At 62.4% G+C, this 24884-nt stretch carries 17 protein-coding genes; 14 read left to right on the plus strand and 3 right to left on the minus strand.

Annotated elements, in window-relative coordinates; genetic code table 11:
- Window positions 1-10: 10 nt before the first annotated feature.
- The 14 genes from O9X91_RS21615 to O9X91_RS21680 all read left to right on the plus strand — a co-directional run bounded on the left by O9X91_RS21615 (window position 11) and on the right by O9X91_RS21680 (window position 18800).
- Window positions 11-3811 (plus strand): baseplate multidomain protein megatron, encoded by a 3801-nt coding sequence (locus tag O9X91_RS21615; RefSeq protein WP_269833766.1) that lies wholly within the window; start codon window positions 11-13, stop codon window positions 3809-3811.
- Window positions 3812-3845: 34 nt separating this feature from the next.
- Window positions 3846-4052 carry a hypothetical protein gene (locus O9X91_RS21620; protein ID WP_035262738.1) on the plus strand — a complete coding sequence of 69 codons (207 nt, stop codon included), beginning with the start codon at window positions 3846-3848 and terminating at the stop codon, window positions 4050-4052.
- Between the two features lie 136 nt (window positions 4053-4188).
- Window positions 4189-4443 (plus strand): hypothetical protein, encoded by a 255-nt coding sequence (locus O9X91_RS21625; RefSeq protein WP_003497070.1) that lies wholly within the window; start codon window positions 4189-4191, stop codon window positions 4441-4443.
- A gap of 93 nt (window positions 4444-4536) precedes the next feature.
- Window positions 4537-5208, plus strand: a complete 672-nt coding sequence (locus O9X91_RS21630; RefSeq protein ID WP_006311298.1) for a response regulator transcription factor — start codon at window positions 4537-4539, stop codon at window positions 5206-5208.
- The gene (locus O9X91_RS21635; RefSeq protein ID WP_077982654.1) at window positions 5198-6598 is read left to right on the plus strand and encodes an ATP-binding protein; all 1401 of its coding nucleotides are present in this window, start codon (window positions 5198-5200) and stop codon (window positions 6596-6598) included. Before O9X91_RS21630 ends, O9X91_RS21635 begins: the two co-directional genes overlap by 11 nt.
- A gap of 105 nt (window positions 6599-6703) precedes the next feature.
- Window positions 6704-7132, plus strand: a complete 429-nt coding sequence (locus tag O9X91_RS21640) for a hypothetical protein (RefSeq protein ID WP_077982653.1) — start codon at window positions 6704-6706, stop codon at window positions 7130-7132.
- 174 nt (window positions 7133-7306) lie between these two features.
- On the plus strand, window positions 7307-8461 hold the full coding sequence (gene ccmI, locus O9X91_RS21645; protein ID WP_269833767.1) for a c-type cytochrome biogenesis protein CcmI: 1155 nt from the start codon (window positions 7307-7309) through the stop codon (window positions 8459-8461).
- The gene (gene ccmE, locus O9X91_RS21650; protein WP_269833768.1) at window positions 8458-8970 is read left to right on the plus strand and encodes a cytochrome c maturation protein CcmE; all 513 of its coding nucleotides are present in this window, start codon (window positions 8458-8460) and stop codon (window positions 8968-8970) included. The genes ccmI and ccmE overlap by 4 nt, the downstream gene beginning before the upstream one ends.
- The gene (locus O9X91_RS21655) at window positions 8967-10958 is read left to right on the plus strand and encodes a heme lyase CcmF/NrfE family subunit (protein ID WP_269833769.1); all 1992 of its coding nucleotides are present in this window, start codon (window positions 8967-8969) and stop codon (window positions 10956-10958) included. Before ccmE ends, O9X91_RS21655 begins: the two co-directional genes overlap by 4 nt.
- Window positions 10955-11419 carry a cytochrome c-type biogenesis protein gene (locus tag O9X91_RS21660; protein ID WP_269833770.1) on the plus strand — a complete coding sequence of 155 codons (465 nt, stop codon included), beginning with the start codon at window positions 10955-10957 and terminating at the stop codon, window positions 11417-11419. The genes O9X91_RS21655 and O9X91_RS21660 overlap by 4 nt, the downstream gene beginning before the upstream one ends.
- Before the next feature lie 152 nt (window positions 11420-11571).
- Entirely contained in the window at window positions 11572-13140 is a 1569-nt protein-coding gene (locus O9X91_RS21665) for a Do family serine endopeptidase (protein ID WP_191216914.1), read from the plus strand.
- A 301-nt stretch (window positions 13141-13441) separates the two neighbouring features.
- The gene (locus tag O9X91_RS21670; protein WP_080791074.1) at window positions 13442-14200 is read left to right on the plus strand and encodes a response regulator transcription factor; all 759 of its coding nucleotides are present in this window, start codon (window positions 13442-13444) and stop codon (window positions 14198-14200) included.
- 9 nt (window positions 14201-14209) lie between these two features.
- Window positions 14210-15619: a sensor histidine kinase gene (locus O9X91_RS21675; RefSeq protein WP_269833788.1), complete on the plus strand. Its 1410-nt coding sequence runs from the start codon at window positions 14210-14212 to the stop codon at window positions 15617-15619.
- Window positions 15620-15830: 211 nt separating this feature from the next.
- Window positions 15831-18800: a bifunctional [glutamine synthetase] adenylyltransferase/[glutamine synthetase]-adenylyl-L-tyrosine phosphorylase gene (locus O9X91_RS21680; protein WP_269834372.1), complete on the plus strand. Its 2970-nt coding sequence runs from the start codon at window positions 15831-15833 to the stop codon at window positions 18798-18800.
- Window positions 18801-19016: 216 nt separating this feature from the next.
- On the opposite strand, the gene O9X91_RS21685 is transcribed toward O9X91_RS21680, so the two are convergent.
- From O9X91_RS21685 to pepN, 3 genes are all read right to left on the minus strand, one after another.
- Window positions 19017-21353, minus strand: a complete 2337-nt coding sequence (locus tag O9X91_RS21685) for a PAS domain-containing sensor histidine kinase (protein ID WP_142912459.1) — start codon at window positions 21351-21353, stop codon at window positions 19017-19019.
- 226 nt (window positions 21354-21579) lie between these two features.
- A complete protein-coding gene (locus tag O9X91_RS21690) occupies window positions 21580-21900 on the minus strand; it encodes a carboxymuconolactone decarboxylase family protein (RefSeq protein ID WP_142912460.1) in 321 nt (106 codons plus the stop codon).
- A gap of 138 nt (window positions 21901-22038) precedes the next feature.
- Window positions 22039-24687, minus strand: coding sequence for an aminopeptidase N (gene pepN / locus O9X91_RS21695; protein WP_142912461.1), 2649 nt, complete (start codon window positions 24685-24687; stop codon window positions 22039-22041).
- Window positions 24688-24884: the final 197 nt, after the last annotated feature.

Below are 24884 nucleotides of genomic sequence, written 5' to 3' on the forward strand. Positions count from 1 at the left end.
CGAGGCAAGCATGGCGACAATCGTTTTTCAGGCGGCGGGTGCGGCACTCGGCGGCATTTTCGGTCCTTTGGGCGCAGTAATCGGCCGGGCGGCCGGGGCGCTGGCGGGCAATGCCATCGACCACACGCTGCTTTCCAACGGGCGGACGGTAACGGGCGCGCGGCTCTCGACCGCGCGCATTCCGGGGGCGGATGAGGGCGCGGCGATCAACCGGCTTTATGGCGCAGCAAGGATCGGCGGCACGTTGATCTGGGCGACGCGTTTTGAAGAAAGCGTCGAGGTGGAGCGCCGTGGCGGCAAGGGCAACCGTGGGCCGAAGGTCGAAACCTTCAGTTATTTTGCCAACGTCGCCATCGGCCTTTGCGAAGGTGAGGCGGCCATGGTGCGGCGTGTCTGGGCCGATGGGCGGGAGTTGGACCTGAGCGCCATCGAGATGCGTTTTTATCCCGGCAGCGAGACACAAATGCCCGATCCGTTGATCGAGGCGAAGCAGGGGGCGGGCAATGCGCCGGCCTTTCGCGGACTGGCCTATGTGGTCTTCGAACGCCTGCCGCTCGACGGCTTCGGCAACCGCATTCCGCTGATGCAGTTCGAAGTGGTGCGGCCTGTCGGGCGGCTGGAAAAATCCATCCGCGCCATCACCGTCATTCCTGGCGCCACCGAGCATGGATACGCCACCGCGCAGGTTTGCGAACGCACGGGCATCGGCCAAAGCCGCATCATGAACCGCAACGGCCTGACCGCTTCGACCGACTGGCAGGCGGCAATCGACGAATTGCAGGCGCTCTGCCCTAATCTTGAGAGCGTGGCGCTGGTGGTGAGCTGGTTCGGCACGGATATGCGGGCGGGGGAATGCCGCATTCTGCCGGGCGTGGAAGTGGTCGGTCGGGATGGGGAAACCACGCCCTGGTCGGTCGCCGGCCTGTCGCGCGATGAGGCGCATCCTGTCAGCCATCATGGCGGCGGCCCGGCCTATGGCGGCACGCCGAACGACGAAAGCGTGTTGCAGGCGATAGCCGATCTCACGGCGCGCGGCCTTCGGGTGTGCCTTTACCCCTTCGTGATGATGGATGTTCCCATCGGCAATCGGCTGCCGGACCCCTATGGCAAAAGCGAGCAGGACGCCTATGCCTGGCGCGGGCGCATCACCTGCTTTCCCGCCCCCGGCAGAGCCGGCTCTGCGGATCGGAGCGCGGGTGCAAGGGCGCAGGTTTCCGCCTTCTGCAACCGCGATGAAGGCTACCGTCGCATGGTGCTGCACTATGCGGCGCTGGCGGCCCGGGCGGGTGGGGTGGATGCCTTCCTGATCGGCTCGGAGCTGCGTGGGCTGACGGCGCTGAGAGACGAGAACGACGCCTTTCCCTTCGTGGCGGAATTGGTACGGCTGGCGGGCGATGTGCGGGCGATATTGGGGCCGGCGGTGAAGCTGACCTATGCGGCGGACTGGAGCGAATATTTCGGCCACCAGCCGGCGGACGGTTCGGGCGACGTATTCTTCCATCTCGATCCGCTCTGGGCGAGCCCGAATATCGACGCCATCGGCATCGACAATTACATGCCGCTTTCCGACTGGCGCGACGGGGATTCCGCAAACGGCAATCCGGACGGCATGACCGGCCCGGACGATGTGAGCGCCTTCCGCCGCACTATTACGGCGGGAGAGGGGTTCGACTGGTATTATGCCAGCGATGCGGACCGCGCTGCGCGGCTGCGCACGACGATTACCGACGGGCTGAAGGGCAAGGCGTGGGTGTTCCGTTACAAGGACCTGCGCAACTGGTGGGGAAACCTCCACTACGACCGGGTGCGGGGTGTGGAGAAAACCACGCCGACGGCATGGGCGCCGCGCTCGAAGCCCATCTGGTTCACTGAACTCGGTTGCCCGGCGGTGGACAAGAGCGCGACGCGCCCCAATGTCTTTCCCGATCCGAAATCGGCGGAAAACGCCTTTCCCTATTTTTCCCGCCGCAACCGCGCCGACAGCCAGCAGCGACGGTTTCTGGAGGCGCATCTCGACCATTGGGGAAAAGGCGATGCGGCGATGGTCGATGCAGGCAGGGTCTATCTGTGGACCTGGGATGCAAGGCCCTTTCCCGCCTTTCCGCAGAATGGTGCGGCCTGGAGCGATGGCGGCAACTGGCGCACCGGCCACTGGCTGAACGGAAGGCTGGGCACCGCAACGCTTTCCGATGCCATCGCCGCCATCCTCGCCGATCACGGCTTTTCCGACTTCGACGTTTCGGCCGTCAGCGGCGATCTGGGAGGTTATGTGCAGGGCGACGTGACCTCGGCCCGCAACCTCCTTGAGCCGCTGATGGCAGCGTTTCAGGTGGATGTGACGGAAGATGGCGGAACCCTGCGCTTCCGCTCCCGCAATACGGCGGTCTTGCCGGTGCGGGATATTGTCGTGCTGGCCGATCTGGAGGACGAGCCGCTCTGGTCGGAAAATCGCGGCCATGACAGCGATTTCGCGGCTGAAGCCGTGCTGACGTCTTTCAACCTGGCGCTGGATTACGAGCAGGCAAGTGTAAGGTCCCGCCGCATCGACAACGCCGGCAGCCGGGTGATGCGGCTCGATCTCAACGCTGCCCTGCCTGCGGAAACGGCGGAAGCCGCTGTCGAGGCGTTGTTGCGCGACAACCGGCAGGCTCGGCGCAGCCTGCGCTTTGCTCTGCCGCCTGGCGATATCGCGCTTGAACCGGGTGATTGTATTCGTCTGCCGGAAGGGGCTTTTCCACAGGCGCCGGCAGGGCGGTTTCTGGTCAGCCGGATCGAGGACGGCGCGGTGCGGCAGGTGGAGGCGCGGGCTTTTTCCGCTGTCTTTCCGGTCTTTGCCGGCGGCGCGGAGGAACGGCGCAGCAGCGGCGCAAGCGGAGCGGAAGGTTTCGCCCCGGAGGTGCTGTTTCTCGATCTGCCCTACCATGACGGCACTGCGCCGGAGGATTCGGCGCGGATTGCGGCGCTTGCCAAGCCCTGGCGGCCAATCATCATTTCCGCGTCGCCGGGCAGGGAAGGTTACGGGCAGCGCGTGCTGCTGGACCGGCCGGCGATGATCGGCGCGCTGGCGATGCCGTTGACATCGGGCCCTTCCGGCCGCTTCGACCGGAAAAACACCGTCTTCGTCGATCTGCCCTTCGGCGAGGTATCGTCGGCCGGGGAGCTTTCGGTGCTGAATGGCGACAACCGTCTCGCCATCAAGGCGGCGAACGGCGTGTGGGAAATCGTCGCCTTTGCAAAGGCCGAGGAAATAGCACCCGCACGCTGGCGGCTCTCCGCTCTTCTGCGGGGACTGGCCGGCACGGAAGATGCGCTCGCCGCAGGCGCGCCGAAAGGTGCGCCGGTGGTGGTTCTGGATGCGGCGGTGCGGCCTCTCGGTCTTGCCGCGAGCGAGCGCGGACGACGCCTGAACTGGATTGCGGAAGCTGCCGGAATGGCGGGCGCACCCAGCGGTCCTTCTGCCTTCGAGGGCGGCTTGCGGGCGCTGACACCGCTCGCGCCGGTGCATCTTGCCGCCGAACGGCGCAGGGACGGCGTTTTCATCGGGTGGAAACGCCGGGGCCGGGTGGAGGCCGACGGCTGGGATGCGAGCGACATCCCGCTGGACGAACCCTTCGAGCTCTATCGCATCGAGGTGCTGGACGGCGAGACCGTGCGGAGGGTGGCGGAGGTTTCGCAACCCTTCTGGTTTTACGCCGCCGCAGACGAACTCACAGATTTCCCGGCATTGCGGGATCACATTTCCGTGCGTGTCCGAATGCTCGGTCGCGCGGTGCCCTCGGGCGTGGTGGCGCAGGCCACCCTCCCGATCTGACATATGCCTGAAAAACAACACAAAGGATGAGACGATGGACAGCACCAAAGCATGGTATCAATCGCGCACGATCTGGGGCGCCCTGGTCGCGGTTTTCGCACCGCTTTTCAGCATTGCCGGCCTCGATCTGCCCGCCGGTCTGCAAGGCGAACTTGCGGACGGGCTGGTGACGGTTGCGGGCGGAATCGGCGGTCTGGTCGCACTTTACGGCCGTCTTTCGGCGACCAGCGCCATTCGCTGACAGCGCCCACGACGCCGCCGTTCCCGCCATGCGCCCATGCGGCGGGGGCGGCATTCATTTGCCATTCAGACGCTTTGCGCTACATATTCGCTCACAATAAGGTTCGAGACGCACCCGGTTTTTGGAAGTTTGTAGAATGGCATCACCTCTCATCATCGCGACGCTTGCAGCCGGGCTTTCCGGTTTCACGGCGCCCGAGGCTGATCTGCAGGGCCATTACATTCTGGCGGCGAGCGATTGCGGCGCAGCCGTCGCCCGCGTGGTGCGCGAAACCGGTGGTCAGCTGCTTTCGGTCTATCCTTCCGGTGACGGTCAGTCCTGTGTCGTCACCGTTCTCGTCCAGGGCAATGGCGAACGCCCGCGCAAGGTAACGATGCGCGTGCCGATGTAGCTTGCCCGCATCGCTGAAATATCGGAAAACAACCCGACACATGTAGCATGACCGGCCACCCGCGTGGGCCGGGACGGAAGGAAAGGGCGGACAATGCGTATTCTCGTTGTTGAGGACGATGCTAATCTCAATCGTCAGCTGACCGATGCGCTGAAAGAAGCCGGTTATGTTGTCGATCAGGCATTCGACGGCGAGGAAGGCCATTACCTCGGCGATACCGAGCCCTATGACGCCATCGTTCTCGATATCGGTCTGCCGCAGCTCGACGGCATCACCGTCGTTGAAAAATGGCGTGCGGCCGGCAAGGCCATGCCGGTGCTCATCCTCACCGCCCGCGACCGCTGGAGCGACAAGGTCGCCGGCATCGATGCCGGCGCCGACGATTACGTCACCAAGCCTTTCCATGTCGAAGAAGTGCTTGCCCGCGTGCGCGCGCTCATCCGCCGCGCCGCCGGCCACGCCTCTTCCGAACTGGTCTGCGGCCCTGTCCGGCTCGACACCAAATCCTCCAAGGCGACCGTCAACGGCACGACGCTGAAGCTCACCTCGCACGAGTTCCGGCTGCTATCGTATCTGATGCACCACATGGGCGAGGTCGTCTCGCGCACGGAGCTGGTAGAGCACATGTACGATCAGGATTTCGACCGCGATTCCAACACCATCGAGGTGTTTGTCGGACGTTTGCGCAAGAAGATCGGGGTTGATCTGATCGAGACGATCCGTGGTCTCGGTTACCGGATGCAAGCGCCGGCAGATGCGAAGTAATTCCCTCACCGCCCGCGTTCTGCTGCTCGCCTCGCTCTGGTCGGTGCTGGCGCTGGTGGTGATCGCCGTCGTGATCTCGACGCTTTACCGGCAGGGAGTGGAGCGCAGCTTCACCGATCTTCTGCGGGCGCAGCTTTACAACGTCATCAATTCCGTGACGATTTCCAACGAGAACACGCTGGCCGGCAGCCCGCAGCTCGGCGATCTGCGCTTTTCGCAACCCGATACCGGCTGGTACTGGGTTGTCGAGCCGCTCGGCAATTTTCAGACCGCGCCACTGGTGTCATCGTCGCTCGGCGTCTCCACTTTGCCGGTGCCGAGCATTCTCGATGCGCCCTTCGACAACCGCTATGAGCGCTTTTATGCCGTGACCGACGAGGCGGGTAATCAGGTGCGCGTGGCGGAAACCGAAGTCGTGCTGGATGGCGAAGGGCGCGCGGCGCGTTTCCGTGTCTCCGGCAATCTGAACGTCGTGGAAGACGATGTGCGCGATTTCTCCAACAGCCTCTACTTGGCGCTGGCGGTCTTCGGTGTCGGCAGTCTCGTCGTCAACGGCCTTGCCATTCTCTACAGTCTGCGGCCGCTCGATCAGGCCCGCGTGGCGCTCGGCAAGATCAGGGGCGGGGAGGCGGAAAGCCTCGAAGGCGAATTCCCGCGTGAAATCCAGCCGCTGGCCAATGAGGTCAATGCGCTGATCGACAGCAATCGCCGCCTCGTGGAGCGCGCCCGCATGCAGGTCGGCAATCTGGCGCATTCGCTGAAGACGCCGATCGCCGTTCTTCTGAACGAGGCCCGCACGCTGGAGCCGCAGCATGGCGATCTGGTGCGGGCGCAGGCAGATGCCATGCAGGCGCAGGTGCAATCCTATCTCTCCCGCGCCCGCATCGCGGCCCAGCGCGGCTCGATCCTTGCCCGCGTCGAAGCGGAGCCGGCGCTGGAACGGCTGGTGCGGGTGATGCGCCGTCTGAACCCGGACAAGCAGTTCATTCTGAACATTGACGAGGCCGGCGCCGTGCTCGGTATGGAACAGCAGGATCTGGAAGAGGTCGTCGGCAATCTCCTCGAAAATGCCGCGCGGTTTGCCCAGACGCGTGTGGTCATCACGCTCGCCGCTGGCACGCACCCGTCCCCCGATGCGGAAATCGCCCGTCGCGCCTGGGTGGAACTGACGGTGGAGGATGACGGACCGGGGCTTGAGCCGGAACAGATAAGCGAAGCGATGAAGCGCGGGCGGCGGCTGGACGAGAGCCGGCCGGGCACGGGCCTTGGATTGTCGATCGTTTCTGAGGTGGTGTCAGAGTACCATGGCCGCTTTTCGTTGTCGCGCAGCGGCATCGGTGGGCTGAAAGCCGATCTGATTTTGCCCGGCCTTTCGAAAGAGCTTGCGTGAGGCAAGAAAAAAGGCAAGAAATTCAATGGCGATATATTAGGTGCAATGCGGTAGGAAAGAGGACAGGGTTTGGTTGACGTGTATGATGGCTGTCGCTCCGTGACGATGCGCTCGCTGGTGTCACGCCCGGCGCTTGTCTCGATCCTGTGCGTATCGATGCTAAGCGCCTGCACCACCACGGGCACCCGCCCGGCGGGCGGCGGCCTGTTCGGCCGCTCGTCGCAGCCCTCGACGCCGTTTCTTGCCAACCTGCAAGGCGGCATCATCGGGCGAAGCGGCGTTGAGCTCGACAGGGGTGACCAGACCAAGGCGCTGGAAGCCGAATATAAGGCGCTGGAAGCGGCGCCCGTCGGCACGCCGGTTTCCTGGGCCGGCGATGACGCCAAGGGACAGGTGGTCGCCAATGCGCCCTATCAGGTCGGCAACCAAAATTGCCGGCAATATTCGCACACCCTGACGGTCGACGGACGTGAAACCAAAGTGCGCGGCGCAGCATGCCGTAATGCCGACGGAAGCTGGTCGCCTCTCACGTAATGACTTTGCGTAAAATACTTTGACGTAAATCAAGGTCACGGGCCTTTTGCGATGACAGGAAGAGGCATGGCGGTGCAGCCGGGAGAGGGTCTGCGGTGCGGCGTGATGTCTCAAATTCGCGTCATCCCCACGCTTCGTGTTTCCATGCGCCGCGCATTCGAGTAATTGAGCCTTATGTTCTGGATTGTCGTTGCGATATTGACGGCGGCTGTCGCCATCGTCCTGATGTACCCGCTGATGCGGAAGACCGAGGCGCCGCAGACGCGCCGCGACGGTGAAGTCGCCGTTTATCGCGACCAGCTGGCCGAACTGGACCGCGAACGCGCCGCCGGCCTCATCGGCGACACCGAGGCGGATTATGCCCGTGCCGAAATCGGCCGCCGGCTTCTCGCCGCCGCCGAAGCCGAGGAAACGCCGGCGAAAGAAAGCCGGTCGCGTCGACACCATCTCGCCACAAGCTTCATCACCCTTCTTCTGCCGGCGCTCGGCCTTTGTCTTTACGTCTGGAACGGTAGTCCGGATACGCCGGACATGCCGCTCGAGGCGCGTCTTGAAAATCCCGGCAACGATATGAACATGCTGGTGGCCCGCGCGGAACGGCATCTGGCGCAGAACCCTGAGGATGGCGCTGGCTGGGATATTCTGGCGCCGATCTATTTCAAGATGCAGCGCCTTGGCGATGCCGAGCTTGCCTACCGCAACGCGCTGCGCATCCAGGGGCCGAGTGCTGAACGGCTGACAGGCCTTGGCGAAACGCTGGTGGCCAGCAATGACGGTGTCGTTATCGAGGCCGCGCGCGACGCTTTTGCCGAGGCTGACCGGCTGAGCCCCGGTAATCCGCGCACCCGTTTTTATCTGGCGTTGGCGCTCGAACAATCGGGCAAGTCTGAGGAGGCGCAGTCGGCCTTTGCGGCCCTTGCCGCCGCCGCCCCCGCCGGTGCTCCGTGGCTGCCATTGGTGCAGGAACATATCGCCCGCACTGGCGGAAAAGCCGGAACAGGGCCAACTGCCGCCGATGTTGCGGCTGCCAAAGAGATGGCGCCAGCCGACCGGCAGGCGATGATCGAGGGCATGGTGGCGAGCCTCGACGCCAAGCTGAAGGATAACCCTGATGATTTCGAAGGGTGGATGCGCCTCATGCGCGCCTATTCCGTGCTGAAGAACGAGGCTAAGGCCGGTGAAGCCTTGCGGGCCGGCCTGCAGGCTTTCCCGCCGGAGGGCGAAGAGGGCAGGCAGCTTCTGGCGCTGGCGAGAGAACTGGGTGTTTCCGCCGGTCCGATCCGCATGAACGGGCAGCAGGATGCCGCGCCGCAGGGAGTGACGCAATGACCCGCAAACAGAAACGTCTGGCGATTATCGGCGGCGGAATGAGCTTCATTGTTGCAGCCGTGCTGCTGGTCATGTTCGCCTTCGGCCAGTCCATTGCCTATTTCTATATGCCGGCCGATCTGGAGAGGACGCCGGTCAACCCCGGCACCCGCATCCGCCTCGGCGGGCTGGTGGCGGAAGGCTCGATCAAGCGCGGCGAGGGCCGGACGGTCAGCTTCACGGTGACCGATGGCGAGGCAACCGTGCCGGTCAGCTATACCGGCATCCTCCCCGATCTTTTCCGCGAAGGGCAGGGCGTTGTGACCGAAGGCATGTTCGATGCCGCGACCCACGGTTTCGTGGCCGACAGTGTGCTGGCCAAGCACGACGAGAACTACATGCCGAAGGAAGTGGCCGACCGGCTGAAGGACAAGGGCCTGTGGCAGCATGCGGGAGACGGCGAGGAACCCGCCGCCGCAACGCCAGCGGCCAGCGCACCTTCTTCCGACAAGACCGGAGCGACCAGATGATCAACGAGATCGGCCATTATGTTCTGGTTCTGGCGCTCGGTGTGGGGCTGATTGTCTCAACGCTGCCGGTCATCGGCGCGCGCCGCAACGATCGGGCGCTGATGGATATCGCGTCCATCGGCTCGGTGCTGATGTTCCTTCTGGTCGGCCTGTCTTTTGCGGCACTGACGAGAGCCTATGCCGTTTCGGATTTTTCCGTGCGCAACGTCTGGGAAAACTCCCATTCGCTGATGCCGATGCTCTACAAGCTGACCGGCGTGTGGGGCAACCATGAAGGCTCGATGCTGCTGTGGCTGCTCATCCTGGTGTTTTTCAGCGCGCTCGTCGCCGCCTTCGGCCGCAACCTGCCGGAAACGCTCAAAGCCAATGTTCTTGCCGTACAGGCATGGATTTCCGTCGCTTTCCTGCTGTTCATCCTGCTCACCTCCAACCCGTTCCTGCGGCTGGAGCCGGTGCCCGCGGAGGGGCAGGACCTCAATCCCATTCTTCAGGATTTCGGCCTCGCCATCCATCCGCCGCTGCTTTATCTCGGTTATGTCGGCTTTTCCGTCTGTTTCTCCTTTGCCGTTGCGGCACTTCTGGAAGGACGCATCGACGCCGCCTGGGCGCGCTGGGTACGGCCGTGGACGCTCGCCGCATGGACCTTCCTGACCGCCGGCATCTCCATGGGCTCCTACTGGGCCTATTATGAACTCGGCTGGGGCGGCTGGTGGTTCTGGGATCCGGTGGAAAACGCCTCCTTCATGCCCTGGCTTGCCGGAACGGCGCTCTTACATTCAGCGCTGGTCATGGAAAAGCGCGAGGCGCTGAAGATCTGGACCGTGCTTCTGGCGATCATGACCTTTTCGCTGTCGCTGCTTGGCACCTTCCTCGTGCGCTCCGGCGTTTTGACCTCGGTGCATGCTTTCGCCACCGATCCGAGCCGCGGTATCTTCATTCTCGGCATTCTGACGATCTTTATCGGTGGCGCCTTCGCGCTGTTTGCGTGGCGTGCGCCGTCGCTCAAGGCAGGCGGCCTGTTCGCGCCGATCTCGCGTGAGGGATCGCTCGTTCTCAACAACCTGATCCTGACGGTCTCCACCGCGACCGTACTGATCGGCACGCTCTATCCGCTCATTCTGGAAACGCTGACGGGCGAAAAAATCTCGGTCGGCGCACCCTTCTTCAACCTCACCTTCGGCCTCCTGATGATCCCGATCCTGATCGTCACACCCTTCGGCCCGATGCTCGCCTGGAAGCGCGGCGATCTTCTCGGAGCCTTCCAGCGGCTTTATGTGGCCGCGGCGCTTGCCGCTCTTGCCGGGCTGACGCTGTGGTATATCGAAAATGGCGGCCCGGTGCTGGCAGCGCTTGGCATCGCGGCTGGTTTCTGGCTGATCTTCGGGGCTTTCACCGATCTCTGGTATCGCACCAACTTCGGCAAACTCGCCTTCGGCATTGCATTCCGCCGCCTGAAAGGCCTGCCGCGTTCGGCCTTCGGCACGGCGCTGGCGCATATGGGCCTCGGCATCACCGTGCTCGGCATCGTCATCGTGACCACTTTCGAAACCGAAACGGTGGTGGAGATGAAACAGGGCATGGTGGCGGAAGCGGGCGGCTACAGCCTGACCTTCGACGGCATCCGCCACGCCGTCGGCCCCAATTTCACCGAGGATCGCGGCCATTTCACCGTGCGCAAGGCGGGGGTGGAGGTGGCCGATGTCTGGTCGTCCAAGCGGCTCTATACCGCGCGACGCATGCCGACGACGGAAGCCGGCATTCTGACCTTCGGCCTCAGCCAGCTTTATGTCTCGCTTGGCGACCCCATGGCCGATGGCGGCATGGTGGTGCGCATCTGGTGGAAACCCTTCATCCTGTGCATCTGGGGCGGCACGCTGTTCATGATGGCGGGCGGTTTGATCTCGCTCTCCGACAGGCGATTGCGCGTAGGCGCGCCGACCCGCAAGGCAAAACCTGTACGGGCTGCAATGCCGGAGGCGGCGGAATGAGGGAGGTTGTGGCAGGGCTCACGCTCCTTCTCGTCCTCATGGTTACGTCATGGCCGGCCTTCGCCTTCAACCCCGACGAAGTGCTGAAAGACCCCGTGCTGGAGCAACGCGCCCGCAACCTCACGTCTCAGCTCCGCTGCATGGTCTGCCAGAACCAGTCCATCGATGACAGCAATGCCGAACTGGCGCGTGACCTGCGCGTCCTCGTGCGCGACCGGCTGGTTGAGGGTGACAGCGACAAGGCCGTCATCGATTATGTCGTGTCGCGTTACGGCGAATTCGTGCTCCTGAAACCGCGCCTCAGCCTTCGAACCGTGCTTTTGTGGGGCGCGCCCATCGGCCTCACCCTTGCCGGGATTTTCGCCGTCTTCGTGTTTTCGCGTCGCCGCGCCACTCAGGAACAGCCACAAAAACTGAGTGCGGACGAAGAAGAGCGAATTCGTAATCTCATTGAAAAATAATCGGTTTCCTTTTTTCTCCCGGTTCTTTTTCAACATTACGGATTTTTCATTCATCAGACACTTCGCCGTAAGGTGTTGCCTCCTATATCTTCATCATCCACCGCTTCCCCGGTCACACGGGTTCCAGTCTGAATGAAGAAAGAAGGTACACCATGTCTCATTCGCAAAACGGCCATTCCTCGCTAAAGACGGCCTCGCTGAAGACGGCCCTGAAGGCCACGACCGTTGGCGGCCTTGCGGCGCTGATGCTCTCGACCGGCCTCGCCGCTCCGATCCTTCACTCGTTTGCTGCCCCTGTCGAAGTAACCGCGCCGCAGGTTCCGAGCTTCGCCAATGTGGTCGATGCCGTCTCGCCCGCCGTCGTTTCCGTTCGCGTGCAGTCGAACGTGCAGCCCGCTTCCGACGATTCCAGCAACTTCTCCTTCAATTTCGGCGGCCGCGGCCTCGACCAGCTGCCGGATGACCATCCGCTGAAGCGTTTCTTCAAGGAATTCGGCGGCCCCAACCAGGATCGCTCCGACCGTGGTCCGAACCGCCATCGTGACGGCAAAGGTCCGCTGCGCCCGGTCGCGCAAGGCTCCGGTTTCTTCATTTCCGAAGACGGTTATGTCGTCACCAACAACCACGTCGTCGATGACGGTTCCGCCTATACGGTCGTCATGAATGACGGCACCGAACTCGACGCCAAGCTTGTCGGCCGCGATCCGCGTACCGATCTGGCGCTGCTCAAGGTCGATGTGAACCGCAAGTTCACTTATGTGAAATTTGCCGATGACACCAAAATCCGCGTTGGTGACTGGGTCGTCGCCGTCGGTAACCCCTTCGGCCTCGGCGGGACGGTGACGTCAGGCATCATTTCGGCCCGCGGCCGTGATATCGGCTCCGGCCCCTATGACGACTATCTCCAGATCGACGCTGCCGTGAACCGCGGTAACTCGGGTGGTCCCGCCTTCAACCTCAACGGTGAAGTGGTCGGCATCAACACCGCCATCTTCTCGCCCTCCGGCGGCAATGTCGGTATCGCTTTCGCCATCCCGTCCTCGGTCGCCAAGGATGTGATCGCCGACCTGCAAAAGGACGGCAAAGTTGAACGCGGCTGGCTCGGTGTGCAAATCCAGCCCGTCAGCAAGGATATCGCCGAATCGCTCGGCCTTGCCGAAGCCAAGGGCGCGCTGGTCGTTTCGCCGCAGTCCGGCTCGCCGGGCGACAAGGCCGGTATCAAGCAGGGTGACATCATCACCGCCGTCAACGGCGATCCCGTCAAGGATGCCCGCGATCTGTCGCGCCGCATCGGCGGCATGGCGCCCAACAGCAAGGTTGAAATCTCGCTGTGGCGTGGTGGCAAGTCGCAGTCCGTGACGGTGACGCTCGGCGATCTCACCAGCGATGAAGCCTCCAAGGCGACACCAGGCCAGAACGACGACAAGGGCAGCCAGTCCTCCAGCGAGAAGGTGCTCTCCAGCCTCGGACTGACGGTTGCTCCCGCCGATGACGGAAATGGCCTCGCCATTACCGATGTCGATCCCGACAGCGATGCCGCTGCCCGTGGTCTTAAGACGGGTGAGAAGATCACCTCGGTCAACAACCAGCAGGTCGCCTCCGCCGCCGATGTCGAGAAGATCCTCGAGCAGGCCAAGAAGGACGGTCGTTCCAAGGCCTTGTTCCAGATCCAGACAGATGACGGCAGCCGCTTCATCGCACTGGATATCGACCAGGGCTGATAATTTGAAAGGCGATGCCGGTTCCTTTGGGATCCGGCGTCGCATCTCGCTCTTGAGACGGGGCGGTTGGGTATGGCACGGCGTTGCGGCCCGTTTCTTCTCCCCGAGGGGGAGAAGGTGGCCCGAAGGGTCGGATGAGGGGGCTAGCCCTCGTTTTATCTTGACCCTTGCCCCTCATCCCGCTGCCGCGGACTTCTCCCCGGCGGGGAGAAGAAACAAGCGGCGACCACTCGCTCCACAGGTAGTCGCCCATCTTGAAGCGAGATAACGCCATAGGCCTTAAGTCTTCGGAGGAAACCTCATGGAAAACAAAGTTCAGGAAGTTACTCCCGCATCTGTTTCCGGTTGTGCGGAAAAGGGCGAGGGCGCTATTGTCCCGCACATGAAGATTCTTGTCATTGAAGACGACCTAGAGGCTGCGGCCTATATGACCAAGGCGTTCCGCGAAGCCGGGATCGTCGCCGATCATGCCAGCGACGGTGAGAGCGGCCTGTTCATGGGCTGCGAGAACGCTTACGACGTGATGGTGATCGACCGCATGCTGCCGCGCCGCGACGGGCTTTCCGTCATAAGCGAGCTGCGCCGCCGCGGCATCGAGACGCCGGTTCTGATCCTTTCCGCGCTGGGGCAGGTGGATGACCGCGTCACCGGGCTGCGCGCCGGCGGCGACGATTACCTGCCGAAGCCCTATGCCTTTTCCGAACTGCTCGCCCGTATCGAGGTGCTGGGTCGCCGCAAGGGCAAGCCCGAGCAGGACATGATCTACCGCGTCGGCGATCTCGAACTCGACCGCCTGTCGCACGATGTTCGCCGCGGCGGCAAGGAAATCCTGCTGCAGCCGCGCGAATTCCGCCTGCTCGAATATCTGATGAAGAATGCCGGCCAGGTGGTCACCCGCACCATGCTTCTCGAAAATGTCTGGGACTATCATTTCGACCCGCAGACCAATGTCATCGACGTGCATGTGTCCCGCCTGCGCTCGAAGATCGAGAAGGACTTCGAAAAGCCGCTCTTGAAGACCATTCGCGGCGCCGGTTACATGATGAAGGACGAGGGCTGATTGGCGAAAATGGCCCGCCTCAGAATATTGTTCAGATCGACGGCGGTGCGCCTTTCGGCGCTCTATATTCTGCTGTTCGCACTCTGCGCCGCCTTCCTCGTCTTTTACGTCACCGCTCTCTCCGAACGGTTGCTGAACCAGCAGACGCGCGATGCCGTGTTGCAGGAAGTCTCGGATGTACAGCGCATCTATAATCGTGGCGGCATCAACCCGCTGCTGCGGATGATGGAGCGACGCGCCCGCCAGCCGGGTGCGAGCCTTTACATCATTGCCGGCCCGAATGGTGAAATCCTGGCCGGCAACGTCGCCTCCGTGCAGCCCGGCGTCTTCGACAAGGAAGGCTGGACAGGTTTCCCTTTCCGTTACGAGCGTTATTCCGAAAGCGGCAACAGCGTTCAGCATCTGGCCACCGCTAATGTCTTCACGCTGGACAACGGTCTGCGCATCCTGATCGGCCGCGATCTCGGCGAGCCGACGAAGTTCCGGGCGCTGGTGCGCAACGCGCTGATGGTGGCGCTGGCGATCATGGGCGGCGGCGCTTTGCTCATCTGGTTCGGCATTGGCCGCAATGCGCTGAAACGCATCGACCGCATGTCGGCGGCGACCAAGAAGATCATGGCCGGTGACCTTTCCCAGCGCCTGCCGCAGGGCCGCTCCGGAGATGAATTCGACCGCCTGTCCGGTTCGCTCAACGCCATGCTCGGCCGCATCGAAAAGCTGAATGAGGGTCTGCGGCAGGTCTCCGACAATATCGCACACGACCTGAAGACGCCGCTGACACGGCTGCGCAACAAGGCGGCCGCAGCGCTCGACGACGATGACGAGACGAAACGCCGCGCAGCGCTTGAAGGCATCATCGCCGAATCCGATCAGCTTATCCGCACCTTCAATGCGCTCTTGATGATCTCCCGCGTCGAGGCAGGTTCGATCGCCGCCGAAATGACCGATGTGGACGTCTCGGCGATTGCCGAAGACAGCGCCGAACTCTACGAGCCGGTGGCCGAGGATGCGGGGCTGGCTCTGGAAACCGAAATCGAGCAGGGCCTTGTCGTCAAGGGCAACCGCGAACTGATCGGCCAGGCGCTCTCCAACCTCATCGACAACGCCATGAAATATGCCTGCGAGGGCGAGGGCGATAAAAAACTCGTCGTGCGTCTGGCAAGAGAGCAGGAGGCCATTGTGCTCTCCGTCGCCGATAACGGCCCCGGCATTCCCGCTGACAAACGCGGCGAGGTGCTGAAACGCTTCGTCAGACTGGATGAAAGCCGCTCGAAACCCGGGACCGGGCTCGGCCTGTCGCTGGTGGAAGCGGTGATGGAACTGCATGGCGGATCGCTGAAGCTGTCGGACACGGACGCCGCGAATGCGGCCTGCCCGGGGCTGACCGTTTCGATGGTGTTTCCGCTGACCAAACTGTAAGCGGGGGTCACGCTCGCCCCTGGCAGCCAGCACGCCGTTCGCCCTGCCTTGGAGGGTGGATGCGATGGATTGGTACGCTTGCACCGATCTCGGATCCGGGAAAGCATCTCCCTCAGCGGTTTTTTGATCGCAAAGCACTCGGCATTTGTTACAACGCCAGAGAGGCGCGCCGGCAGGCTCTGGCAGGACGGGCGGAAGAGGGAGAGACACAGTGACGAAACGGGAAACCGCCGAAAGGCGGCTGAGCGAGGTTCTGCCGGGCGTGATCCGCCCCTATACGCAGACGGAACTGAAATCCGTTCTTTCGACGCTGAAGGATATCGGCAAAAGCGAGCCTGCGGTCGCCGCGCTGCTTGCCGGAGAAAGCCCGCTGAAGGAATTTATCGCCGCGGCTTTCACGCTGTCCCCCTATCTGCGTGACATGGCGTCGGCGGATGAGGGGCTTTTGTCGCTGGCGATGTCGAAACCGCTCGAGCCGCTGCTGACCGAGCTCGTCCGTGATGCGCGCGATTGCTGGAAGCCGGGCGAAGAAGGTGGGGCGCCGAGCGAAAACGAGGTGATGTCGCGGCTGCGGGTAGCCAAGCGGCGGCTCTCTTTCATCGCAGCACTTGCCGATCTGGCGCGCATCTTCACCGCGCGCGATACGACACACTGGCTGAGCGACATGGCGGATGCATCGCTCTCCGCCGCCATCGATCACCTGTTGCTCGCCGCCCATGAAAGCGGCAAGTTGAAACTGAAGAACGTGGCCGCACCCAGCGAAGGTTCTGGCCTGATCGTGCTCGGCATGGGCAAGCTCGGCGCGCGCGAGCTCAACTATTCCTCCGATATCGACGCCGTTGTGTTCTTCGAACCGTCTGCGGGCATCATGGACGATCCCTATGATGCGACGGAGAATTTCGGCCGCATGATGCGCCGCCTCGTGCGCATCATGCAGGAGCGCACGGCCGATGGTTACGTGTTCCGCACCGATCTGCGGCTGCGGCCGGACCCCGGCTCGACACCGCTTGCCATCCCCGTGGAGGCGGCGCTGCTTTATTACGAGGGCAGGGGCCAGAACTGGGAACGCGCCGCCTATATCAAGGCGCGGCCGGTTGCCGGTGATATCAAGGCGGGCGAGAATTTCCTGCGCGAGCTGACGCCTTTCATCTTCCGCAAATATCTCGATTATGCGGCGATTGCCGATATTCACTCCATCAAGCGGCAGATCCACGCCCATAAGGGCCATGGCGCCATTGCGGTGAAGGGCCACAATGTCAAACTCGGGCGCGGCGGCATTCGCGAGATCGAGTTCTTCGCCCAGACGCAGCAGCTCATCGCCGGCGGCCGCATGCCGCCGCTGCGCGTGCGCGCGACGGAAGAGGCGCTGGCGGCGCTGACCGAGGCGAAATGGATCGACGCCGAGACCCGCGACAGCCTGACGGCAGCCTACTGGTTTTTACGCGAGGTCGAGCACCGCATCCAGATGGTGCGCGACGAGCAGACCCATGTGTTGCCAGACACTGAAACTGAATTGAAGCGCATTGCCTTCATGCTCGGCTTCGATGACACCAAGACCTTCTCGAAGACGCTGGAAGAGGTGCTGCGGCTGGTGGAGCGGCGTTATTCGGCGCTGTTCGAGCAGGAGGTGAAACTGTCAGGCGAGGCGGGCAATCTTGTCTTCACCGGCCAGAAGGACGATCCCGATACGCTGAAGACACTTTCCACGCTTGGCTTTCAACGGCCGGAGGATATTTCTCGCGTCATCCGCACCTGGCACAATGGCCGCTATCGTGCGACGCAATCCGTCGAGGCGCGCGAGCGGCTGACGGAACTGACGCCCGACCTGCTGCGCGCCTTCGGCGAAAGCAAGCGGGCCGATGAGGCGCTGCTGCGTTTTGATAATTTCCTCTCCGGCCTGCCGGCTGGCATCCAGCTCTTCTCGTTGCTCGGTAACAACCCTGCGCTTCTGTCGCTGCTGGTGACGATCATGTCCTCGGCCCCGCGTCTGGCTGAAATCATCGCCGCCCGCCCGCATGTCTTCGATGGCATGCTCGACCCGGCTCTGATGAGCGACGTGCCGACCCGCGATTATCTCGCCCAGCGCATGGGCAACTTTCTATCCAATGCCCGCCACTACGAGGATATTCTCGACCGGCTGCGCATCTTCGCCGCCGAACAGCGCTTCCTGATCGGGGTTCGGCTGCTGACCGGCGCAATCCGCGGTGAAGTCGCTGCCCGTGCTTTCACTCATCTTGCCGATCTTGTCATCGAGGCGGCGTTGAATGCGGTTCTTTCGGAGATGGAAGCGGCGCATGGGTCCTATCCCGGCGGTCGCGTGGCCGTCATGGGCATGGGCAAGCTCGGCTCCTTCGAGCTGACGGCCGGTTCGGATGTCGATCTCATCCTCCTCTACGATTATGACGATGCCGCCCATGAATCGACCGGCGCAAAACCGCTCGATGTGGTGCGTTATTTCACCCGCGTCACGCAAAGGCTGATTGCCGCGCTTTCCGCACCGACGGCGGAGGGCGTGCTTTACGAGGTGGACATGCGGCTTCGTCCCTCCGGCAACAAGGGGCCGGTGGCGACCCGCATTTCCGCCTTCGAGAAATACCAGCGCGAGGAAGCCTGGACTTGGGAACATATGGCGCTGTCGCGCGCGCGGCTCATCTGCGGCGAAGCCTCGCTGATGGAGGACGCGCGCCGCATCATCGCCTCCATCCTTTCGCAAAAGCGCGACGTGGCCAAGGTCTCGGCCGATGTGCTGGAAATGCGCAGCCTCATCGAGCAGGAAAAACCGCCGGAAAACAATTGGGACTTCAAGCTCATCAATGGCGGCCTGATCGACCTCGAATTCATCGCGCAATATCTGGCGCTGGTGGGGCCGGTGAAAGGACTTGCCGCGCATGAACCGGGGCGCAACACGGCCGAAGCGCTGCAGGCGCTCGCAGCACCCGTCATGGAGCCACAGGCTCTCGATGACTGTATGGCGGCGATGGGGCTTTATACCGAGATATCCCAGATCGTGCGGCTGTGCATCGATGGGGCGTTCAATCCGAAAGAGGCGCCGGCGGGTCTGATCGATCTCGTGTGCCGAGCGGGGGATTGCCCAGATATCTCAACGCTGGAGGGTGAGGTGAAGCGGCTGGCGAAAGCGGTGCGGAAAGCGTTTGTGGGGACGGTGAAGAATGGTGGGTGAGGCTTCACCCCCCTCTGCCCTGCCGGGCATCTCCCCCTCAAGGGGGGAGATCGGTATGCGGCAACGGCGCGATCATCTCAAATGTTGCGAATTTGGCGGGGAGCATCCGTCTAGCTGATCTCCCCCCTTGAGGGGGAGATGCCCGGCAGGGCAGAGGGGGGTATCGCGCACTCGACCTTTACTTATTACAGGACAGTCGGCGCATCCAACGCCACCTCAATGCACCATCCCACACCGCCCCGCCGCATGTGGAATAATAATCGTCACCACCGTCCCGCGACCCTCACACGAGCGAATTTTCATCGTTCCGCCATGCAGCTTGACGAGCGAGCGGGAAATCGCAAGACCAAGTCCCGAGCCGCCCTGGCTTTTGGCGTATTGGCTTTGCACCTGTTCGAAGGGTTGGCCGATCTTGTCGAGCGCCTGGGCGGGGATGCCGATGCCGGTGTCGGCGATGGTGAGGATCATCGCGGCTTCGTGCACATGGGTGCGCAGCGCGATACGGCCGCCCTCGCCGGTGAATTTCACGGCGTTGGAGAGCAGGTTGAGCATGATCTGCTTCATGGCGCGGCGGTCGCCCTGCATGGTGAGGCCAGCGCAGACCTTCTGCTGCACTGTGATGTTCTTCTGCTCGGCCTGAATGGCGGTGAGACGCAGCGTTTCCTCGATCAGCGGCGCGAGATCGATGGTCTCGCGGTTGATGCGCATATGGCCGGCTTCAATCTTCGACATGTCGAGAATGTCGTTGATGACGTTCAAGAGGTGTTTGCCGCTATCGTGGATATCGCGGGCATATTCGGAATATTTCGGCGAGCCGACCGGCCCGAACATCTCGTTCAGCAGGATTTCGGAAAAGCCGAGGATAGCGTTGAGCGGCGTGCGCAGCTCATGGCTCATATTGGCCAGGAACTCCGATTTCGCCCGGTTTGCCGCCTGGGCGCGCTCTTTTTCGGCGAGGTAATTGGCGTTGGCGTCCGAAAGTTCCGTCTTCTGCCGCTCCAGCTTGTGCTGCGAGGCGGAGAGATCGCCAATGGTCGCCATCAGCCGGCGCTCGGAATCGCGCAGCCGTTCCTGATGGCGCTTTAAAAGGGTAATATCGGTGCCGACCGAAACGAGGCCGCCATCTCGGGTGCGGCGTTCGTTGATCTGCAGCCAGCGGTCATCGGCAAGCTGCACTTCCGTGGTGCGCGACAGGCCGGATTGGTCCGGATCGGCAACGCGACGCTCAACGACAGGGCGAGCGGCTGCAGCATAGACGGTGCTTTTTTCGGTGCCCGCAACCAGCACGCTGTCCGGCAGGCCATAGGCCTTCTGGTAATGGGTGTTGCACATCACCAGGCGATCATTCTTGTCCCACAGCACGAAGGCTTCCGAGGTGGATTCGATGGCGTCGGCAAGGCGTTGGTCGGCCTCGGCGTAGCGTTGCGCGAGGCGATGCTGTTCGGTGACGTCCATGGCGATGCCGATGACGCGCGGGCCGTTATTGGTGCGGATGACCTGGGCGCGGGCGCGCAGCCAGACGTAATGGCCCTTGGCATGGCGCATGCGGAAAATCTGATCGATCTGGCGCAGGTTGCCGCAGCCGACGGCGCGGGCAAGCTCATAAAGATTGCCGTCTTCGGAATGCATCATGCGGGCAGCGTCGGAGAAGGAGAGCGGTGCGGCCTTCGGCGGCCGCCCGAGAATTTCGTAGAGTGAGCCCGACCAGAACATGCGCCGGCTGGCAAGATCGAAATCCCACAGGCCGCAGCGGCCGCGCGACAGCGCCGTTTCCACCCGCAGGTTCGATTCGGCGAAGATGTCGTCCGCGTCGCGGGCGCGCTTCACCTGCATGTAATAGGCGTAGAGCACGACGAGCAGGATGGAGGAGATGCCGGCGAACAACGTCACGTTCATGGCGATCTCGCTGCGCCAGAAGGACCGGATCGGCTGCAGCGAACGCGCCGCGATCACCATCGCGCCATCGTCGCCGAAGGGGATCATCGTCGCATAATGCTGCTGGCCATCGATATTGGTCTCGATGGTGCCGGGTGCGCCGGGGAAACGCTGCACGATGGCAATCTCGGGAAGCAGGGCGGGCAGCGAGGTGCCAACGTAAAGCAAGGCATCCTTACCGGCGCCTGCGAAGATGCGGCCATTGCTGCCAGAGAGCAGCACCATGGTGCCATCGGCAAGGCTGCCCGATGGCAAAGCGGCGACAAGGTTCGCCTCGGCGCGGGTCCGATCCTGCGTGGTGAAGACGGTGTCGTTGTTGAGAAGGGCCGCTTTGGCAGTCAGCGCCGTCAGCGCGGTGGAATGGCGGGCGGCTTCTTCCATGCGGCTATATTCGGCAACGATGCCCATCATGCGCGAGGCGGCAACGACGACGAGGAAGGCGAGGATGAGAATGGGGATCAGACGTTTCAGCAGGGTCTCGACCTGCGCCGGCGGTCGGTCGGTGCCATTCATCAAACCCATCAGGTCGCTGGAAAGCCTTTCACCCCAGGCCGCCAGATCAGAAAATTTGGCATACGGCCGCTCATCGCCCGCAGTCGCCCGCCGCACGTTCGTCATTGTCCCGCCTTTTAGATATCCCCACTGATTCGAAGCGCCGCCGCTCGAATATCCCTAATGAATCAAATGCGATTCGCCGTGTCCAGAGGCAAAAGTTAAAAGAATTTTAACCCCTTGAACCGACTCCGTATTTTTTCGGGACGGTTTGATGCTGCTCAGGAAAAAGCGCGTTTTGTCAGCAAAATCAGTGAGCCAGAACCTCAATTCCGGCGGTGCAGGGATGTGCTCAAACGCCGTCGAAAGCATCCAGTGCAGGCCCAAGCGCACCGATCACGCCATTGCCGGCGGCGGGGAGGCCGGTCAGCACTGCGCTGATGATATCGTCGCGGCTTGCACCGCGCGCCTTGGCTTCCACCACATGAAAACCGATGCCGCTTTCCAGGCGCAGTGCGGCCAGAATGGCGATATAGATCAGGCTCTGCGTCTTCACATCCAGCGTCGAGGCCGCACCCAGACCCTGCACGGCCTGAAACCATGCCGCCTTGTGGGCCGGGGCATCGGTCATGAAACGCTGAAACGAGGCGCTCGTTTTCGACATGTCCGTCATCTGCCATTCCTTTCTGATCCCGGACCGGCTTCGGCCCCTTGAGCAGCATAATGCCGCCCAATGCATGACGCCGCCTTGATGGAAATCAAGACGGCGTCATGGCGTCGATCAGGGTGGCCGTGCAGCCTCGGCGGAGGTTCAGCCCTTCAGGATGCGCCCGACAATATCGCTTACATCCGTCGAGAGGCCCTTTGCCTCGGCAATGGTCGAAAGCGCGGCTTTCGCGTGTTCGGCACGGCTTGCCTCCAGAGAACGCCAGGAGCGCATGGAGGTGAGGATGCGCGCGGCAAGCTGTGGATTGCGTTTGTCGATGGCGATGATCTGCTCGGCCAGGAAGCGATAGGCCGCGCCATCCGCACGGTGGAAACCGGTGGGGTTTGAGAAGGCGAGCGTGCCGACCAGCGAACGCACCCGGTTCGGATTGGTGGCGATGAAATGTTTCGATTTCATCAGCGTCTTGATGCGGTCAAGCGCACCGTCGCCGGGAATGGCGGCCTGTAGCGAGAACCACTTGTCGAGAACGAGCGCATTGTCGGCAAAGCGCGTTTCGAAGGCGGCAAGGGCTTCCTTCGTCTCGGCGCTATCTGGGAAACGCTGCGTCAGGACGCTGAGCGCATGCGCGAGATCGGTCATGTTGGTGGCGTCGGCATAGGCCTTCGCCGCCCGCTCCGGCGTTCCCTCGGCAAAGGCGAGGAAGCTCAGGGCGCCGTTTCGCAACGAACGGCGTCCGGCGCTGTCGGCGTCGGGGCTGTAGGCCTCGGCATTGGCAGCACTGTCGGCAAGCCGTCGCAGCGTCTCGAGGCCGGTCGTGGCAATGGCCTTGATTGTGGTATTGCGCGCCTTGTGGATGGCGTCGGGATCGGTGTTGCCGCCGAGTTCGCGGGCGATATCCGTTTCGCTCGGCAGGGCAAGCGCCTGCGCCCGGAACGCCGGCTCAAGCGTATCGTCACCGATGATTTCGATGAGCGTGGTAGAGAGCGCCGCATCCGTCTGTATCTCTTCACCGTTCTGCACCGCCTTGGTGGCGGCAATCAGCGCCGGCAGGGCAAGATCGGTCAGCGCCTGGAAACGGGCGAACATGTCGGTTTCATGCCGGGCGATCTGCACCAGATCATCGGCATTCTGTTCGAAATCCAGATTGATCGGTGCCGAAAAACTGCGGTTGATCGACAGCACCGGGCGCGAGGAAATGCCGGAGAAGGAGAAGGTCTGGTTGCGCTCAGTCAGATGCAGCACGCCATCGCGATACTCGCCGCCTTCGACGGCCTGCGGTTCGGCGATCTGGCCGTTATCAAGGATCAGCGCCAGCGAGAGCGGAATGTGGCGCGGCTGTTTTACCGGCTGGCCGGGCGTTGGTGCCACGGTCTGTTCCAACGTCAGGCTGAAAGTGGCCTTGCCGGCATCGTAAGCGGACGACACCGAGACCAGCGGCGTGCCGGCCTCGGTGTACCATAGCGAAAACTGCGAGAGATCGCGACCGCTGGCATCGGCAAAGCTCTTGACGAAATCTTCGACCGTCGCTGCTTCGCCGTCATGCCGTTCGAAATAGAGGTCCATGCCCTTCTTGAAGTCTTCAGCGCCAAGAATGGTGGCGATCATGCGGGTGACTTCGGCACCCTTCTCATAAACGGTCGTCGTGTAGAAATTGTTGATTTCGCGATAGGTATCCGGGCGCGGCGGATGCGCCAGCGGACCGGAATCCTCCGGGAACTGCTCCGATTTCAAGTGACGTACATCGGCGATACGCTTGACCGGACGCGAGCGCATGTCGGCGGAAAATTCCTGATCGCGATAAACCGTCAGGCCTTCCTTCAGGCAGAGCTGGAACCAGTCGCGGCAGGTGATGCGATTGCCCGTCCAGTTGTGGAAATATTCATGCGCGATGATACGCTCGATATTGGCGTAGTCAGCGTCGGAAGCGGTTTCCGGGTCGGCCAGCACGAATTTGTCGTTGAAGACGTTGAGACCCTTGTTCTCCATCGCGCCCATGTTGAAATCGGATACGGCGACGATCATGAATATATCGAGGTCGTATTCGCGTCCGAAGCGCTCTTCGTCCCATGTCATCGAACGCTTCAGCGCATCCATGGCATAGGCCGCGCGCGGCTCCTTGCCGTGCTCGACATAAATCTTCAACGCAACGTCGCGACCGGACATGGTGGTGAAGCTATCTTCCACCACACCGAGATCACCGGCGACGAGCGCGAAGAGATAGCTGGGTTTCGGATGTGGATCGAACCAGGCCGCGAAATGACGGCCTTCATCGTAATTGCCGCCGCCGAGGAAATTGCCGTTCGAGAGCAGCAGGGGATTGCCTTCCTTCGCCGCGATGATCGTCACCGTATAGGGCGCCAGAACATCGGGGCGGTCGGGGAAATAGGTGATGCGGCGGAAACCTTCCGCCTCGCATTGCGTGCAATAAACGCCGTTGGTGCGGTAAAGCCCCATCAGCTGCGTATTGACCTGCGGGTTGATGTAATTGGTGACGCAGATCTCGAAGGGCGCCTCCGCCGGCAGGTCGCGGATGGTCAGGCTCTCCGGCGTTGCCTCATATTGACCGGCGGGAAGCTCCACCTGGTCGAGCAGCAGGCTGGAAAGCGTCAGCTCGTCGCCATCGAGAACCAGCGGCGCCTGCCGCTCAGCACCTTCGCGCCGATGAAAGATCAGACGGGCTTCGACCTTGGTATTCTTGGGGTCGAGTTCGAAGGTGAGATCCACCCGCTCCAGAACGAAATCGGTGGGGCGGTAATCTGCCAGGTGAACGATCTGGCCCGTGTCTGTTCGCATGACTATCCCTGAATAACTTGGCGTGGTCTTCCCGGCATCATGTCGTCATAAGGCCCGGATGTAAAATAGGTGGAGTATTGGTCACGTTCATGTGCGCATCGGAGGACATTCTGTCCCGCCATGGAAGGCTTCGTCGGCCCCGCAGACGATCCTCCCGCCGCCGGACTTCAGGACCATCGCAGCAAATGTTGAACGAT

This window comes from Agrobacterium salinitolerans, from assembly GCF_027498475.1.
GTDB lineage: Bacteria > Pseudomonadota > Alphaproteobacteria > Rhizobiales > Rhizobiaceae > Agrobacterium > Agrobacterium salinitolerans.